The organism is Bradyrhizobium huanghuaihaiense, from assembly GCF_007830635.1.
Taxonomy (GTDB): Bacteria; Pseudomonadota; Alphaproteobacteria; order Rhizobiales; family Xanthobacteraceae; genus Bradyrhizobium; species Bradyrhizobium huanghuaihaiense.
This window is the reverse complement of sequence record NZ_VLLA01000011.1, coordinates 167331-184139: the sequence shown is the minus strand read 5'-3', so window position 1 is coordinate 184139 and position 16809 is coordinate 167331. Positions and strand designations below refer to the sequence as shown.

At 63.5% G+C, this 16809-nt stretch carries 12 protein-coding genes and 1 pseudogene; 7 read left to right on the top strand and 6 right to left on the bottom strand.

What is annotated here, in order from left to right:
* Positions 1 to 8: 8 nt before the first annotated feature.
* Positions 9 to 470 (bottom strand): cupin domain-containing protein, encoded by a 462-nt coding sequence (locus IQ16_RS22845; RefSeq protein WP_018644703.1) that lies wholly within the window; start codon positions 468 to 470, stop codon positions 9 to 11.
* 243 nt (positions 471 to 713) lie between these two features.
* Here IQ16_RS22845 and IQ16_RS22840 point away from each other — a divergent pair, with 243 nt between their 5' ends.
* A complete protein-coding gene (locus tag IQ16_RS22840; protein ID WP_018644704.1) occupies positions 714 to 962 on the top strand; it encodes a hypothetical protein in 249 nt (82 codons plus the stop codon).
* Between the two features lie 57 nt (positions 963 to 1019).
* On the opposite strand, the gene IQ16_RS22835 is transcribed toward IQ16_RS22840, so the two are convergent.
* The gene (locus IQ16_RS22835) at positions 1020 to 1895 is read right to left on the bottom strand and encodes an MBL fold metallo-hydrolase (protein WP_018644705.1); all 876 of its coding nucleotides are present in this window, start codon (positions 1893 to 1895) and stop codon (positions 1020 to 1022) included.
* 255 nt (positions 1896 to 2150) lie between these two features.
* Between IQ16_RS22835 and IQ16_RS22830 the strand changes: the two genes are divergently transcribed.
* The 5 genes and pseudogenes from IQ16_RS22830 to IQ16_RS22810 all read left to right on the top strand — a co-directional run bounded on the left by IQ16_RS22830 (position 2151) and on the right by IQ16_RS22810 (position 9680).
* Complete coding sequence (locus IQ16_RS22830; protein ID WP_145831765.1) at positions 2151 to 4358, top strand: alkaline phosphatase family protein; 2208 nt, start codon at positions 2151 to 2153, stop codon at positions 4356 to 4358.
* A 445-nt stretch (positions 4359 to 4803) separates the two neighbouring features.
* Entirely contained in the window at positions 4804 to 6666 is a 1863-nt protein-coding gene (locus IQ16_RS22825) for an adenylate/guanylate cyclase domain-containing protein (RefSeq protein WP_244635815.1), read from the top strand.
* Between the two features lie 41 nt (positions 6667 to 6707).
* Positions 6708 to 7550, top strand: a complete 843-nt coding sequence (locus tag IQ16_RS22820) for a phosphatase PAP2 family protein (protein ID WP_026312255.1) — start codon at positions 6708 to 6710, stop codon at positions 7548 to 7550.
* 73 nt (positions 7551 to 7623) lie between these two features.
* Complete coding sequence (locus tag IQ16_RS22815) at positions 7624 to 8997, top strand: S8 family serine peptidase (RefSeq protein ID WP_158646945.1); 1374 nt, start codon at positions 7624 to 7626, stop codon at positions 8995 to 8997.
* A gap of 150 nt (positions 8998 to 9147) precedes the next feature.
* A pseudogene (locus IQ16_RS22810) lies at positions 9148 to 9680 on the top strand (REP-associated tyrosine transposase).
* Positions 9681 to 9846: 166 nt separating this feature from the next.
* Here IQ16_RS22810 and IQ16_RS22805 read toward each other — a convergent pair.
* Together IQ16_RS22805 and IQ16_RS22800 are read right to left on the bottom strand one after the other, a co-directional pair.
* Positions 9847 to 11469 (bottom strand): ABC-F family ATP-binding cassette domain-containing protein, encoded by a 1623-nt coding sequence (locus tag IQ16_RS22805; protein ID WP_018644711.1) that lies wholly within the window; start codon positions 11467 to 11469, stop codon positions 9847 to 9849.
* Positions 11470 to 11607: 138 nt separating this feature from the next.
* The gene (locus IQ16_RS22800; RefSeq protein ID WP_018644712.1) at positions 11608 to 12066 is read right to left on the bottom strand and encodes a GlcG/HbpS family heme-binding protein; all 459 of its coding nucleotides are present in this window, start codon (positions 12064 to 12066) and stop codon (positions 11608 to 11610) included.
* Positions 12067 to 12162: 96 nt separating this feature from the next.
* On the opposite strand from IQ16_RS22800, the gene IQ16_RS22795 reads away from it, so the two are divergent.
* Complete coding sequence (locus tag IQ16_RS22795; RefSeq protein ID WP_018644713.1) at positions 12163 to 13056, top strand: LysR family transcriptional regulator; 894 nt, start codon at positions 12163 to 12165, stop codon at positions 13054 to 13056.
* Between the two features lie 175 nt (positions 13057 to 13231).
* On the opposite strand, the gene IQ16_RS22790 is transcribed toward IQ16_RS22795, so the two are convergent.
* Positions 13232 to 13474, bottom strand: a complete 243-nt coding sequence (locus IQ16_RS22790; RefSeq protein ID WP_145831764.1) for a hypothetical protein — start codon at positions 13472 to 13474, stop codon at positions 13232 to 13234.
* A gap of 657 nt (positions 13475 to 14131) precedes the next feature.
* Positions 14132 to 15412, bottom strand: a complete 1281-nt coding sequence (locus tag IQ16_RS22785; RefSeq protein WP_026312258.1) for an amidohydrolase family protein — start codon at positions 15410 to 15412, stop codon at positions 14132 to 14134.
* Positions 15413 to 16809 lie beyond the last annotated feature (1397 nt).

Here is a 16809-nt window from a genome sequence, read left to right as displayed (position 1 = left end):
GAACGGTCTTATCCAGCGCTCCGCGCCCGCTGCGCCGCCGTGTGCCCCCAGGCCTCGTCCCAATCCTGGCCGGAGGCGTCGACCACGCGGCCATCGGCCTCGAAGAACTTGTTCGGCACCTGGAAGATCGCAAGGATCAGTGCCCCGTCCGGGCACCATGCGGCGTGCCGGCTGCCCGCCTCGCGCCAGATGAATTCGCCGGCCTTGCAGGCGATGCCCTGGGCGGGCCCCTCCTTGTCGACAAGCGCGCCCTCGATCACGTAGCTCTGCTCGATGCCGACATGCTCGTGATCGGGCAGCACCGATCCCGGCGCGAAGCGCATCAAGGCGGTCATCAGGCCGGTGTCGCGATCGAACAGCAAGGTCTTGGCCTCGCAGCCGGGAAAGCGCGTCTTCTGCCATTCCATGGCCTGAGGTTGAACCAGATGGGAATGCCGATCGGCGGTCTGCGGGCTCGTCACGGCGTCCATGGCAACGCTCCGTTCCTGCTGCAATGGCGTGAGCCTAGCAGGTTCGCACCGCGCGGTCAGCGCGCAGTGCAGCAAGCAGCTGGCCAAAATCCCAAAAGCGACCCCGCCGTGCGCGAGGGCGAGACTCATTCATCGCACGCCGAAAATATCCGCACACCACGACCCGGCAACGCCGATCCTGCTTGATTGCGCCACGATTCCCGGCTCCAATCCTCAGCGCCATTTCTGGTTTAGGAGACACCCATGATGAAGCGGATTTTGCTGGCTGCGATCGTTGCCACCTTTGCAGCGGGCTCGGCCTTCGCGGAGGACACCTGCGAGAGCAAGGCGGTCGGCAAGGACGGCAAGCCGCTGGCCGGCGCCGCCAAGACCTCGTTCCTGAAGAAGTGCAAGGCCGACGCCTGCGCGCCCAAGGCCGTCAGCGCCGATGGCAAGCCGCTCGCCGGCGCCGCCAAGAACAGCTTCATGAAGAAGTGCGAAGTCGGCGCGTAAGGGCGCCACGACGAAGCTGAACTCCCTCGCCCCGCAAGCGGGGCGAGGTGAAGAGCGTCACTCCCGCCTGAATCGATAATCGAACGCCCCATCCAACGGCCTGATCCATCCCACCGTCGGCGCCGGAAAATGGATCGGCAGGATCAGCGTGTCCGTATCCGCAACGGACGCAAAGAACTTTCGCCGCGACACAGCTGATTGTTTTGCATCCCAATCCGGCATTGCCGACCAGTCCGGCTCGCGGCACTGGATCTGGTGATGCATGAGATCGCCGGCGACCACCGCACGCTGGCCCTTCGAAAAGATATTCACGCAGCAATGGCAGGGCGAATGCCCCGGCGTCGGCGTCAGTGTGACCGTATCATCCAGCGCGTAATCGTCATCCACCAGCAATGCCTGCCCGGCTTCGACGATCGGCAGGCAATTATCACGGAAGACCGTGCCGGGCGGATTGTTGCCCTTGGCGTGCTCGGCCTCCCAGGCCGCGTACTCCCCCTTGTGAAAGACGTATTTGGCGTTCGGGAACGTCGGCACCCAGCGGCCGTCGCGCAAGGTCGTGTTCCAGCCGGTGTGGTCGATGTGCAGATGCGTGCAGAACACATAATCGATCTGCTCGAAGCCGACGCCGAGCGCGAACAATTCGTTGCGCCAGCGCTCCTTGCCGGGAAAGTCGAACGGCGGCGGATGGCCCTTGTCCTCGCCCGTGCAGGTGTCGACCAGGATGGTGTAGCGCGGCGTGCGCACGACGAAGGTCTGGTAGGTGATGACCATCATGCCGCGCGCAACATCGAACACCTCCGGCTCCATCGTCGCCAGATGACGCCTGAACACGCCGTCGTCATAAGCCGGGAAAAAATCTTGCGGCCGCCGCCAGGGGCCCTCCCGCTCGATCACCGCGTCGATGGTGATGTCCCCGATCCTGAGCTGCTTCACGCGCCCTCCCCTTATTTTCTCCAGCGTAGCGAACGAGTTCGCAGCGTTCAACACACACGGGCGTGTACTTGCGTTGACGAGTTCCCATAGCTCGCGCGACAGAGCTCCGCTTGGAGTCTTGCGACAGCATTCACACAGCGACGCAGATGCGTCGCCTGGGCGTCACACGCGCGTCGTCGGCCCCGCTCGATAATCTCTGCGTCATTCGAGATTGATCGCGCACAGGTTGCGCAACAAAAAGCACGGGGCATTCACGTGAAAAAGCTCTTCTCCCTGATCTCTTCGTTATCGCTCGCCGCAACGCTGACGGGCGTTGCAGCGACGGCACACGCCGATCAGGATGACAGCGGCCGCGGTTTCGACAATGTCCGCGATCGCGACCATGATCGGGGCCATCACCACGGCCGCAGATCGCCGGTGATCCTCATCTCGCTCGACGGCGCAAAACCCGACTTCATCCGGCAGTTCATCGACGAAGGCGTGCTGCCGCGCGATGGCGGACTGGCGCGGCTGAGCCGCCATGGCGCGGTGGCGTTGCAGAACATCACGGCCTCGCCGTCACTCACCGCGGTTTCCCATATCGAGATCGCCACCGGCTCGACCGCCGTTCACAACGACATCCCCTCCAACACCTTCCAGGCGATCGTCGGCCCGATCACATCGAGCCTCAGCGGCTTTGCGGCGCCGATCGGCGGCTATCGCGAGAGCCCGCTTGGGCCCTCGCCGCGGCCGTCGGCGCTGCCGCTATGGGTGCAGCTGCGTCAGCAGGGCAAGAAAGTGGTCACCGCGACGTGGCCGGGCGGCGACGGCGCCGACATCTCGATCAACGGCACCGTGGTGCAGCCGGCCCAGCCGATCCGCGTCACCGACTACACCGTGCCGTTCGGCGCGTTCGGCGGGCTCGGCGCGCAGGGCTTTTCGCTGACGCAGACGAACTTCGCGCCCGATCCGGCGGTGGCCGCGGCGTTGCAGGCGGCCGGCCGCTTCTCGTTCAGCCCGGTGCTGGCAACGCCCACGCCGATCGAGACGTTCTCGTGCGCCTCGGTGCAGACCGCGACCTGCACCAGCGCGGCCACGCAGGACCTCAAATACGCGATCCGGGTGGCGGCACTCGACACCACCAACGACAACAAGGTGAACTACGACACCCTCGTGTTCTTCGACGCCACGCGCGGCATCACGGCCGGGCCGTTCAAGCCGCCGGCGACTGGACCTGCCTATGCCAAGCTCGGCGGCGAGAACGCGCCGTTCTTCTTCGAGGGCAGCGGCGCCCGGGTCGGCGCCGCCTACTTCGTCTCGCAGCTCGCGCCCGATCTGTCGGTGGTGCGCTTTGCCCGCTACGGCGCCAATTACATCCCGCGCAACACGCCCGTGCTGGCCGACGTCGACGACATCAACAACAGCATCGGGTTCTGGCGCCCGCAGGCCGACTTCCGCATTCCGGAGCGCCTCAGCCCGGGCTTCACTGATTTCCCCGACATCGAGATCGAGGCGATGTACGAGGACATGGTCAAGACCTTTGTGCGTTACCAGGCCGACATCGGCGAGCGCGCGATCAAGAACCATCCCGACGCCGATCTGGTGATGATCTATATCGAGCAGCCGGACGGCTCCGAGCATCAGTTCCTGCTCACCGATCCCCGCCAGGGCACCAATCCGAAGGACCCGAGCTCGGTCGGCGCCGGCCAGGACGCCGCCAAGGTCGCCCGCTACAAATCGTACATCCGCTTCGCCTATCAGACCGCCGACAAGGCGGTGAAGCAGATCGCTGAGGCGGCGGGGCCGGACAGCAACATCATCGTCGTGTCGGACCACGGCTTCGCACCGTTCCACACCTCGGTCAGCATGACCAACATCCTGAAGAATGCCGGCATCGACACCAGCAAGGTGGCGATCCGCACCTCGGGTCCGGCGGTCAACATCTACGTCAACCTGCAGCAGCGCGAGTCCGGCGGCACCGTCGACCCCGCGAGCTACGCCGCGCTGGTCACCCAGATCACCGACGCCGTGAAGAACGCGGTCGATCCCAACCCGAAATTCAACTTCTCGCTCGAGGGCGGACGGCTCTTCACCGTGGTCGAGACCCGTCCGCTCCAGTGCGAGGCTGGGATCGGGCAATGCACCAGCAAGACCATCGGCCAGGATTTTGGCGATGTGTTCGCGCTGATGGCTCCGGGGTACAATTTCGACGGCATCCAGAACCCCGGCGTCGCCCGCCTCGGCGATGCGACCTTCAATGCGGCGACGACCACGCTGTCGATGCCGAACTTCTACGGCGCCCACGGCCACGATCCAAAGCTGCCGGTGATGAGCGCGACCTTCATCGCCGCCGGCCCGCAGATCCGCAACAACACGACGATCCGCCGTATGCGCAACCTCGACGTGGCGCCGACCATCATGCAACTCCTGGGCGTCCGGCCGCACCAGGTCGACGGCGAGTTGCTGCGCGAGATTTTGCGGTAGCCGAATAACGGCCGCACGGGATGGGCGCCGATCAGCGCCCATCCTCACCGTCGACAGCGAGCAAATCGGCGAAACACAACCGCCGGGCCCGGTGGCACGAATTTATGTGTTTATTTATGATTTAATTCACAGCGAATTTCCATTTCGGCTGTAAAGTCCCCACTGCGCAACACGGTAGCGCTCAGGCCTTCCGCTTTGCAGTCAAGTTGCTGAAACCGATTGTGGCTCTATGCAGATAGGGCTGAAAAGGCCGCCAGGATCAGGCCCACTACCCGCTTCGGGGAGCGAGTTTCCCAAGTTCGCGGACACGACAGGCGTGCCTCGTCTGACATGGCGCTCACCGGAAGGGAGATTCGCTGTTTATGATTTGGGGGCCGCGTCATTCAGAAAAATGTCGGCGCGCGCACAAGCGGGCGTTGACGTTGTTTGGAGCACGAGGTGCCCGGTGCGCGCTGTCAATAGCGTCATGGTCTGCTATCCTGCCCCCGTTCTGCAAGGTAGCGGGGTGGTCAAGGTGAACCATCCGGGGATCGATGCTGCAGAGGCGGCCCCGCCATCGCGGCGCGTACTTGCAATTCTGGCCGCCGACGTCGTGGGCTACGCTCGCCTGACCGAGGTGGCGGAGGAGGCAACGCACATCCGCCTGCGAGCGCTTCGTTTCGGCGTGATCAACCCGTGCATCGTCTCCTTCCGCGGCAGGATCGTGAAGAATACCGGGGACGGCTTTCTCGCCTCGTTCGATTCCTCCCTTGATGCCGCGCGCTGTGCGGTCGCCTTGCAAGCCGAAGTCGCGGCCGCGCAGACCCGGGAAGGATACGATCGGAAGATTCAATTTCGAATGGGTCTGAACGTTGCGCAGACCATCGTCGAATCCGAGGACATCTTCGGAAAGGGCGTCAATATCGCGGCGAGACTCGAGCAGTCGGCGCCGGCTGGCGGCGTGGTGCTTTCAGATGAGATGTTCCAGCAGATCAAGGACCGGCTCGACGTGCCAGTCCAGGACCTGGGCGTGCTCCGGCTCAAGCATCTCGCACGCCCCGTTCACGCCTATTCTCTGCTGCTGCCTGAGGCCGAACGACTGCCCTCGGGCGACCGCCGCAAGGCGAGCCGCCAGGCCAAGGTGCCCTACATCGCGGTGCTGCCGTTTCGTACGCAGGGAGCGAATCCTGTGGACGATTACTTCGGCGATGGGACGGCCGATGAGATCGTCGTGGCGCTTCAGAGCCTCCGCGGGCTGTTCGTCATTTCAAGCATGTCCACCTCTCCCTATCGCAGCGGACCGATCGACAACCAGAGGATCGGCCAGGAGCTCGGCGTCCGATATGTCCTGAGCGGCAGCATCCGACGCGCCGACAAGCGGCTTCGCATCGGCGTGGAATTGCAGGACGTCGAAGCGGGGATCTTGCTCTGGGCAGATCATTATGATGGCGATGTCTCCGAACTGTTCGAATTTCAGAGCCGCATTGCGACACGCATCGTATGGAGCATCGCTCCCCAGGTCCGCGAGGCAGAGCTGAAGCGCGCGCTGCAAAAGCGCTCGGACAATCTCAATGCCTACGAGCTGCTCATGAAGGCGATTGACTTCATGTATCGCATGAATTTCTTCGACTTCGGCCGTGCGGGCGAGTTGTTGCAGGCCGCGATCGCTGCGGATCCGAGCTATGCTACGCCCTATGCTTATGCAGCGCTCTGGCACATTCACAATGTCGCGCAGGGCTGGGGCGCCGAGGGCGGCCCCGATGCGGCGGAAGCGGCGCGCCTTGCCACGGCGGCGGTCGATCGTGCGCCGGCAGACGGCTTCGCGCTGGCCGTTCTCGGACACACCAAGGCGCTGTTGTTCAAGGACTACGACTCAGCGCTCGACCTCTTTGACAGAGCGTTGAGCGCGTCACCCGGAAATGCTATGGCTTGGACCCTTAGCAGTGGCGTGTACGGCTACCTTGAGGAGGGCCAATCAGCGATCACGCGCGCTGAACAGGGATTGCGGCTGTCACCGGCCGATACGCAGGCATATTTCTACCTGATGTTCCTCGGCCAAGCGCATTACATCAACGGCAATTACGACGAGGCGGTCGTGTGGGCCCGCAAGACCGCAGCTCTGAACGCACGGCTGTCCGCCAACCTGCGTGTTCTGGCAGCCGCCTACATTGCGAAGGGTCAGAACGATGAGGCCCGGAGCGTTACCAGGACGCTTCTGGAGATACAGCCTCGATTCAAGCTTTCGGCCTATCGTGAGCGATGCCCGTTCAAAATAGGTTTGCGGGAACGCTTCATCGAACATTTGCGAGAGGCAGGCTTGCCGGATTGAAACCATGCTGCATTTGCAGCGAACCACAGGAGGATCCCGTCATGGGGGGAAATTGGTTCGGAGGCAACTGGTTTGGTGGCAATTGGTTCGGAGGAAACTGGTCAGGCGGCTCGGGCGGCGGTGGATCGCCCGTGTTCGCGATGCGGGCCGATCGGCCACTTGCCGAGATCACCATCCCGCGGGACTACTACGCCAAGTTCCGAGACTCTGAATGGGATCCGGATCTGCGCGCCATCGCGATCATGCCGGAGTTTCTGGCCCAGACCATCGGCGGCAAGCAATGGCAGGCGGCGGTCGCGCTGCCGCCACCCACCTTCCCCGTCACCGCGAAGATGATCGACGAGGTCCTGGTGCTGGCTGTCGCGGAGCGGCCGGAAGCGCTCGGCGAGATCGTGGAGGAGAACCAGAATTTTCAGCTGCGATGGCTGCAGCTTCTCAACATCAGCGCCACGTCCCACCCGCAAACGTTCCTGCTGATGAAGATCATGGCCCGGGTCGGCGAGTTTGCTATGGTCCAGCTCAAGCTCCAATATCCGAACCCGGCTGGTGCCGCCCCCCCACCCTATTGGTACCAGCCGCGACCAAGCCAGGTCTGCCCGACGCTGTATCCGCCGGTCCAGGTCCCGGGGCACCCGGCCTATCCGGCCGGGCACGCGCTCATTGGCACGCTCACCTCCGAATGCCTGGCCGACCTGCTCCCTCAATACGCGGAGGCCTTGCGCGCGCTGGCCGCGCGAGTCGGGATGAACCGGGTGATCGCGGGACTGCATTATCGCGAGGACATCGACGCGGGCGCCAGGGCCGCGATCGTCATAAGGCGCTTTCTGATCGCTTGCCCGTTCTACGCGGCCACGTTCGCACTCGCGCAGAAAGAATGGCAGTGAGACCACGCGCAACCTGACCACGGCAGCGGAGGCAGCCATGACGCCTTGGGAATTGTACACCGGCTATGTGCGGGTGCTGGCGCAGCGCAATCAGGATGGCATGCTCGTGAGGGCGGCAAACGACCTGCTCAAGGGCGATAGTCCGGTCGGCGCGATGCGCGAATACATTCAAAGGAACGCGGCGCCCGACTTTTTGATCGACGGTGAGTTCGGCGCCTTGCCGCTCTGGGACGGCGCCGATCAGCGACCTGCAGTCTCGACCAGGGACAGGGGCAAAAATGCGTCCGCGCTCCTCGCGCTCGATAAATCGAAGAAATTCCTGATCCGCGCCTACGTTTCTCCCGAGAGCCTCGCCAAGCCGGGATTCAACAATGGCGAGCCAGTCTGGTTGGATCCTGATGTGCGCGGCCAGCTTGCTTTACCCCCTGCCAACAAGGCCACCGGCGATACCGAGATGGTTCGGCAGGATCTCAACACCCCGACGCTGCAGCACAACGGCCTTCACGGCGCGGGTGTTGCCGTCGCCATCGTTGATACCGGCATCTGCAAGTCACATCTTGAGACGCGATTCGGCCTCAACCTGGACCTGGATGTCGGCAATTCGTGGACGCCTCCGACCGTGGCGACGACGCCGGGACTCCATCGCATCGGACACGGAACGATGTGTGCCTACGGCGTGCTCGCGGTGGCCCCGAAGGTGACGCTGCTCGACTATCCCTTGCTGCTTGGGCGGCCGGCCGGGGAGCACACTGTCAGCGCGACGATCTCGGAAATGATGCGCGGTTACTTGATGCTGATCTGGCGCTGGGCGGTCACTGGCGCCATTCCGCAGACCGCGCTCGTGGTCAACAATAGCTGGGGTATCTTTCATCCGAGCCTCGACGATTTTCCGCCCGGTGATTCCAGGCGCTACATCGACAATCCCAATCACCCCTTCAGGCTGTACATCTGGTTGCTCACGGCATTCGGGGCCGACGTGGTTTTCGCCGCCGGCAATTGCGGCGACGGCTGTCCCAATGCCGTGTGTCTGCAGCGGACGGAGGGCATGATCATGGGCGCCAACGCCTATGACGAAGTGCTGACGCTCGCCGGTTGCGACATCCTGGACGCGCGCGTCTGCTATTCCTCGCAAGGACCGTCTATCGCGGGCATGCCTCAAAGGAAGCCCGACATCACCGCCTATACGCAGTTTCTCGGCTCGAAGATCCAGCGCGGCCCGCGTGGCTTCGAGCCGGATACGGGAACGTCGACATCATGCGGCGTCGCATCCGGGTGCATCGCCGCGCTGCGGACCGTGCAATCGCCGATGGCGACGGATCCGGCAACCATGATTGCGGTCTTGAAGGCGACGGCGCGGCCCCAGGGCGCCGCTGTGCCCAACTACGATTACGGCTACGGCATCGTCCGGCCGGTGGCGGCCGGGCGAAGCCTGGGCATCATTCATTGAAGCGCGCAGATCGCCAGCCGAGCCACCGTCAAACGATCAAAAGCCCCGAACGGATGAGCGCCGATCGGCGCGCATCCCGCGAATTCATTGCAACTCTCTCGATTTGGTTGTAGCCCGGATGAAGCGAAGCGCAATCCGGGAAACTCTCGCATGGTTCGCTATCGGCGAAATTTCGTACCCGGCGGCGCTTACTTCTTCCCGCGACGATGGACGATCGAAGATCGTCCGCGTTGGTGGACAACGTCGCGCAGTTGCGCGCAGCATTTAAGACGACCCGGATCGAAAAGCCGTTCACGATCGACACGATCGTGATCCTGCCTGACCATCTCCACGTCATCATGACGTTGCCGGAAAATGACTCGGACTTCTCCGGTCGATGGCGACGCATCAAGAGCCTGTTCACGCACCGGCTCGTCGCTTCCGGCGTGCCTGTTGTTCGCAATCATCGCGGCGAGTTCGGCCTGTGGCAGCGACGATTTTGGGAGCACACCATTCGCGACGACGCGGATTTCGAACGATGTGCCGACTACATCCATTTCAATCCCGTCAAGCACGGCCTCGTCGCCTCACCGATCGACTGGCCCTACTCTTCGCTCCATCGCTACATTCGTGCCGGCATCCTGCCCGCCGATTGGGGCGGCAGCGGCGAGATCACCGGCAATTTTGGCAGACGCGGAGAGTGATCCCGGATTACGCTTCGCTTCATCCGGGCTACGGAATCCCGCCGGCGCTCTCGTAGCCCGGATGAAGCGAAGCGTAATCCGGGTCCAGACCATCCGCATCGCACGACCGCTCGCGTGGGAGAAATCCCGGATTGCGCTACGCTCCATCCGGGCTACAAGCCACCCCCTACGACCGCAACCCCGGCGCTTCCTGCCCCGTGCGCGCGACATATTCCGTGTAGCCACCGCCAAACTGGTGGATGCCCTCCGGCGTCAGCTCCAGCACGCGGTTCGACAGCGTCGCCAGGAAGTGGCGGTCATGCGAGACGAACAGCATGGTGCCCTCGAAATCCGACAGCGCCGTGATCAGCATCTCCTTGGTGGCGAGGTCGAGATGGTTGGTCGGCTCGTCCAGCACCAAAAAGTTCGGCGGGTCGAACAGCATCTTGGCCATCACCAGCCGCGCCTTCTCGCCGCCCGAGAGCACCCGGCAGCGCTTCTCGACGTCGTCGCCGGAGAAGCCGAAGCAGCCGGCGAGCGCGCGCAAAGACCCCTGCCCCGCGGTCGGAAACTGGTCCTCCAGCGACTGGAACACGGTGCGCTCGCCGTCGAGCAGGTCCATCGCGTGCTGGGCGAAATATCCCATCTTGACGCTGCCCCCGAGCGCCACCGTGCCCTGGTCGGGCTCGCTCGCGCCCGCGACCAGCTTGAGCAGCGTCGACTTGCCGGCGCCGTTGACGCCCATCACGCACCAGCGCTCCCTGCGGCGGATCATGAAGTCGAGCCCGTCATAGATGCGCTTGGCGCCATAGCCCTTGTGGACGTTCTTCAGCGCCACGACGTCCTCGCCCGAGCGCGGCGCCGGCGGGAAGTCGAACGCGACGCTTTGGCGGCGGCGCGGCGGCTCGACCCGCTCGATCTTGTCGAGCTTCTTCACCCGGCTCTGTACCTGCGCCGCATGGGAGGCGCGCGCCTTGAAGCGCTCGATGAACTTGATCTCCTTGGCGAGCATGGCCTGCTGGCGTTCGAACTGCGCCTGCTGCTGCTTCTCGTTCTGCGCGCGCTGCTGCTCGTAGAATTCGTAGTCGCCGGTGTAGGTAGTGAGCGAGCCGCTGTCGATCTCGATCACCTTGGAGATCACGCGGTTGATGAACTCGCGGTCATGCGAGGTCATCAGCAGCGTGCCTTCGTAGTCGTGCAGGAATTTTTCCAGCCAGATCAGGCTTTCGAGGTCGAGATGGTTGCTGGGCTCGTCGAGCAGCATGACGTCGGGACGCATCAGCAGAATGCGCGCCAGCGCCACGCGCATCTTCCAGCCGCCCGAGAGCTTGCCGACGTCGCCGTCCATCATCTCCTGGCTGAAGCCGAGGCCGGACAGGGCCTCGCGCGCCCGACCATCGAGCGCATAGCCGTCCAATTCCTCGAACCGGTGCTGCACCTCGCCATAGCGCGCGATGATCTCGTCCATCTGGTCGGCCTTTTCGGGGTCGGCCATATCGGCCTCGAGCGCGCGCAGCTCGGCCGCGACCTCGCTGACGGGACCGGCGCCATTCATGACCTCGGCCACGGCGCTATGGCCAGACATCTCGCCGACGTCCTGGTTGAAATAACCGATGGTGATGCCGCGATCGGTCGAGACCTGCCCCTCGTCGGGCAGTTCCTCGCCGGCGATCATGCGGAACAGCGTGGTCTTGCCGGCGCCGTTCGGCCCGACAAGGCCGATCTTCTCCCCCTTGTTGAGGGCCGCGGAGGCTTCGATGAACAGGATCTGGTGGCCGGCTTGCTTGCTGACGTTGTCGAGGCGGATCATGGGGTCTTTTGGGGGGATTTTTGCGTTGCAGCGTCATAGGGCATACCAGCCGCCAGGGGAAGCCCGGCGGGGTACGGATTTCGCTATCCCCAGCCGCGCAGAGCCGTTGTTCCGCGCCGCGATCCCGCGCCGGAGCCATTACGCTCCGAACGCCACAACGCCTGCCGCGGCGGCCTGCGCATCCTGGGTTGACTGCATGCCCGAGACGCCGATCGCTCCGATCACCCTGCCGTCGCGAAGGATCGGAAGGCCACCCTCCAGAGGCGTCAGGTTGGTCATGCCCAGCAATCGCCAGTGAAGGCCGCCGTCCGCCAGCGCGGATTCGAACGCCCCGGTCGGCCGCCTGAAATCGACGGCGGTCTTCGCCTTCTGCTGCGCGACGAGCACGCTGCCATGCTGCGCCTGATCGAGACGATACAGCAGGACGAGATGGCCGCCGCTGTCGGCAACGGCGATCACCATGGGCCAGCCATGACGTTGCGCTTCGGCACGCGCCGCATCGGCCACGCGCGTCGCCTCGTCGAGCGTGATCGGCGCGCCATAGAGAGGCGTCAGGGCCTGAGGGACGTTTGCTGCGCGGGAATCCGATTTCGTCATGAGAAGCTCCGGGTGGTTGGGAGCCCATTCACAACACATCACATCTATGATGATAATATGCGGAGATATGGATATATTATCTCACTTTTCGGAAGAATGACGTTGGCCTCGCTTGCAGACTACGCGGTGCTTCTGGCTGTCCTCGACGAGGGAAGCCTGACGTCCGCGGCAACGCGCCTCGGCAGATCGCTGCAATCGGTGAGCCGTTCGCTTGCGCGGCTCGAAGACGACCTTGGCGTGGAGCTCGTGTCGCGCACGACGCGGCGCCTAAATCCAACACAAGCGGGCCTCGAATTTTCCGATCGAATCCGCCTCGCGCTCACGACCATCGACGCCGCGCGTGAAGACCTGCTCGCCAGCAACCGGCGGCTGGCCGGCACCATCCGCGTCGGCACGTCGAGCCTGTTCGGCCCTGAATATGTGACTCCCGTGCTGAGCCAATTCCTGACGCGGAATCCGGAGATCGACCTCGAACTCGTCCTGTCCGACGAGCGTGTCGATCTCGTCGCCGAGAAGCTCGATTTCGCCGTTCGCATCGGCAATCTGCCGGACTCGAACTTGCGGATTCGCCGCCTCGGTGGACTGAGCTGGGCCGTGTTCGCTTCGCCAGTCTATCTCGCGGCCCATGGTCGGCCCGAGCATCCAGAAGAACTATCCCGGCATGAATGCGTGTTGCGAGCCGGTGACGATGACAGATGGGCATTCGGCGGCGACAGGCAGCGTATCGAAGTCCATGGTCGCTTTCGGTCGGAAAGCGCCGCGGCCCGCAACGCGGCCGTCGCGTCCGGCTTTGGCATCGGGATCGCCCCGCTTTGGCAGGTCCGCAGACTCATCGATCAGGGGATCGTCGAGCAGATCCTTGTCGGCCACGAGCCGCCCCCCATGCCGCTCCAGATCGTCTGGCCCAAGCGAGGAACCGGCGCGATGCCTCGGCGGGTCCGTGCCGCCATCGAATTCCTCGTGGCGCGGCTGTCCGCCCAACGGATATGACGACTGTCTCCCGGCGAAGACCGCGCCAGCGTACTCAACCGCGATCGCGCGAATTGACGTTCACGCCCGCCCCGTCAGCTTGAGCGAAGCTGCAAGGCGCAGGCTGCACTTGCCGGCGTGACGTCTGCCAATGCTCCATAATGGACTCGCCGCTGCGCCCGTCAGGCGGAAGCCCTTACGAGGCAAGAAAAATGAAAAGCGCCATCGCAACAGGCACAAAAATCGCCAAAGCCAACAGCTGCCCTTTTGCGAAATCGTGAAGATCGACCGGGTCGATTGGAAAGAGACCAAGAGCACAATTCGCATAAAGGAACGAGTTCTGATCTTCACCATCCGCCGGACGTGCAGATGGAGCCTTGTCGTCTCCCGCATCACGAACGAGAGACGTTTGTGGTTGCCGCGGAGATATCTCGACCATCGCGTTTCTCCTCCGATCTGCAAGAGGCGCGCCGAAGTCAAAGGGTGATGCCGTGGTCCACTGTCAAAACCTCCGCAGGGCGGGTCGTTCAGCGTCGTCCGCTTGCGAAGCTGTACTCGAGCGCAAATACGCGAACGGCGGCCTCCGCCAGCGATGGCAGGTAACGAGCAACCGCAAGGTTGAGGCGCGTATTATAGGACCGTTCCGGCGCCGTGTTCACTGAAACAGCGGCGCGCTCGCCGCGAGCGCCCATATCAGCCCCGGCTTCACGCAGCGCGGCTGCTGACGGGACCCGCGCCATTCATCACCTCGCCGGCCCGGAGGTGAAGCCCGGCCGGGACCTGGGATCTACGCCCGTGCGGCACCAGATGGAGCCTTTTCGCCGGACGACAGAACGGCCGCAGCGGCCTTCTCCGCGTCGTAAGGAAAGATCCACTCGGCCGCCGACATCCAGCCGCGCATCCTCTGCGCCTGCTCCACGGGATCGCCGCCGGCGGATCGGTAGAACCGGCCGGCAAGGCGGCCTGCCGGAGGGATGACTCGAGGCGCGCGACAAGATCGGCGGCAACCGCTCGTCCCCGCGGCCGCACCCCTCCCGCCGCACCGCGCCGCGCTCCTCCACGCAGCCTCAACGACCGCTGAGCGCCTGCCGGCTCGCTACCTCACTGCGAACGGCGCCTGATAGGGCCGGCCGAACGGCACACCGTTGATGACAGTCTGGATCGGCTTGAGCTGGGCCTTCCCGTCTCTCTTGTTGTTGCGGGTGTCGACGAAGCTGACCGGCCCCTCCACCAGCTCCATGATGGCGACGTCGCCGGGCGCACCGACCTGCAGCGTGCCGATCTTCGGCGCGCGGCTGATGATCTTCGCCGGGGCTGTCGTGGCCATTGCCACCACCTGCTCCAGCGTGAAGCCGAGCGTCATGAACTTACTCATCACGTTGGGCAGGAAGGGAATGCCCGGCGAATTGCCGGAGAAGACGTGGATGTCGGAGGAAATGGTGTCCGGAGCGCATCCACCGGGGATCGCTACTTCCGCCACGGTGAAATCGAAGCTGCCACCGCCATGGCCAACGTCGAACATGACGCCACGCTGTTTGGCCGCCAGGGCTGCGGGCAGCAGCTTGCCCTCCTGGACGATATTGGTGAAGACGTTGGACATGTTGGGGGCACCCGAATAGGCATGCGTCAGCACGTCGCCCGGGCGAAGCAGGTCGAGGATCTGCGACATCAGCTCCTTGGACTCGACGCCACCGATATGCACCATCATCTTCGCCGGCCAGCCGCACATCTCGCACGCCTGGATCCCGCGCTTGAGCGGCTCGAGCCCGTGCTTGAAGATCACGTTCTCCGACATCCGCACTTTGACCCCGAGGAGGAAGTCCGAATTCTCGGCGAGAGCCATGGCGCAGGCCTCGGTCTGCGCGGAGTCGATATTGTAGAGCTCGGCGACCGGGAACGCCGAAAGGCCGTTGTTCGCGATGTGGACGAAGGCGTACATCCGCGCCCGCGTCTGGGCCACGATGAAACGGCGCAGCGCCGCCAGATTGTTGACCCCGGCGTCGCCTGCCGACACGACGGTCGTCGTGCCCTGGAATTGCACCAGCTCGTCGGCGGGAATGCCGATTGCCGAGCCGTACGGATAGACGTGACAATGCAGGTCGATGAGGCCGGGCATCACGAGCTTGCCCGACGCGTCGATGCTCTTCAGGGCGCGCTCGGCGGGGATCGTCTCCTGGACGGCTTCGATCACGCCCCAGCGAATGCCGATATCGCGCTCGGCGCGCAGCGACTGGCTGGGGTCGACGACCTCTCCCCCGCGGATCACCAGATCGTACTTGTCGTTCGGTCCCATGGCAGCGCGCGCAGGCGCAGCGAGACCAACTGCTGCGGCTGACGTCGAAAGTGCAAGGAAATCGCGGCGTGACAACGCGGACATGATACCCCCCTTTGTTATTTATTCGCGGATGCTGCCGGCTTTGACGAGCGATCCCCCGGCGCTACGTACGCGTTCAAAACGAACGCGTTGAAACTGGAGCCCGTTGGCTCGGGCAATCCAATCCTATGACTGCTCATCGGCGCTGAGGAGCCACAAAATATTCCGCTAGGGCATGAACCTTCCGAGACAAGTTTCGACTAAGCCGCGCCGGCCCGATCGGGCCACGCATCGCTTGAGCACCTTCGCGCCAGCGCGGATGGCGTCCACTGCCCATGGCCGCGATCTTCGCCACCGGATCATAGGCGACAGGCGACGCAAGCGCGACCTTGCGTTCCGGTTTACGGCCGAGAGCGGACATCACAGCACGGGGCAGCTCGGTTCGGCTCAGGGGCCAAGAGCAGACATCGACTAAGATTGCGAACTACGGGCGCACTTATTTGTGCGCGCTCCCGTGGCACTTAAAGGCCGCCTTATCAGCTTCTAGCAATTCGATGGCGCATCGGATCATCGCTAGGCTAAGCGCGTCCATTCCCGGTGCTATCAACCCGCGGAGCTGTTCAATCTCGTTGTCTATCTAGTCGCACTTGTTGCACATGTGCATCCCGCGGCTTGGAGGCGGGAGCAACCAGCTCTCAGTCACCGATAGTAGCCCAGGATCCAAAAAGGTGATTAAGCTTAAAGCCGCTCTCCCAGCGGCGTTCCTAGAAGCCACATGGAAATCACGATCAGCCGCCAGACATCGCGTCCAATGGCATAGCAGCTCGAGCAAAAACGCCGCCCGCTTAAATAAAGCGCAGGCGGCGGCTTACCAGCCCCGGGAGGGTGAGAATAAAATCCCGATAAAGGTTGGTCTCCACGTGGCGTGCTGAAGTTCAACACGTCGAATAAGAACGAGACCTAAAGTCAAGATGGCGGCTGTAGTCCCGGGGACGTCAACCACTTATTGAGCTCCCCGGCCACATCGATCTGCCGGGCTTTTCGCAGAAGCTCCGTGCGGCGGACGCCAACGGGCATCCCCTCGGCCTGTAGGCGGAGATTGATCGCCTCTTGCGCGAGGCGGTATTCGAATGTCAAGGATTGTCCTGGGGACCGTTGAGCCGGCATGTTTGACGCTCCGCTGCGGGGTTGAGCGGGAGCGCAACTTGCGTTCACACCACCGATAGATGCTAAGGGCCGCTCGATGGTAGTGGGACAGTGCGCTTTTATCTACCGAATAGCCAGGGGTTTGATTGCTGGCAGGCATCATGACTCTGGGCCCAAGCAACCGTACGCGTGACAAATCTCGATCACTCAGCATCGTTCGAAGTCTTCTTCGAACGATCGACGCGGACCGCTTTGAATTCCGCTGGCCCGTCAAGGAGGCGCTGCTTTCTCGCCGATTGGTCCTTAGAACTCGC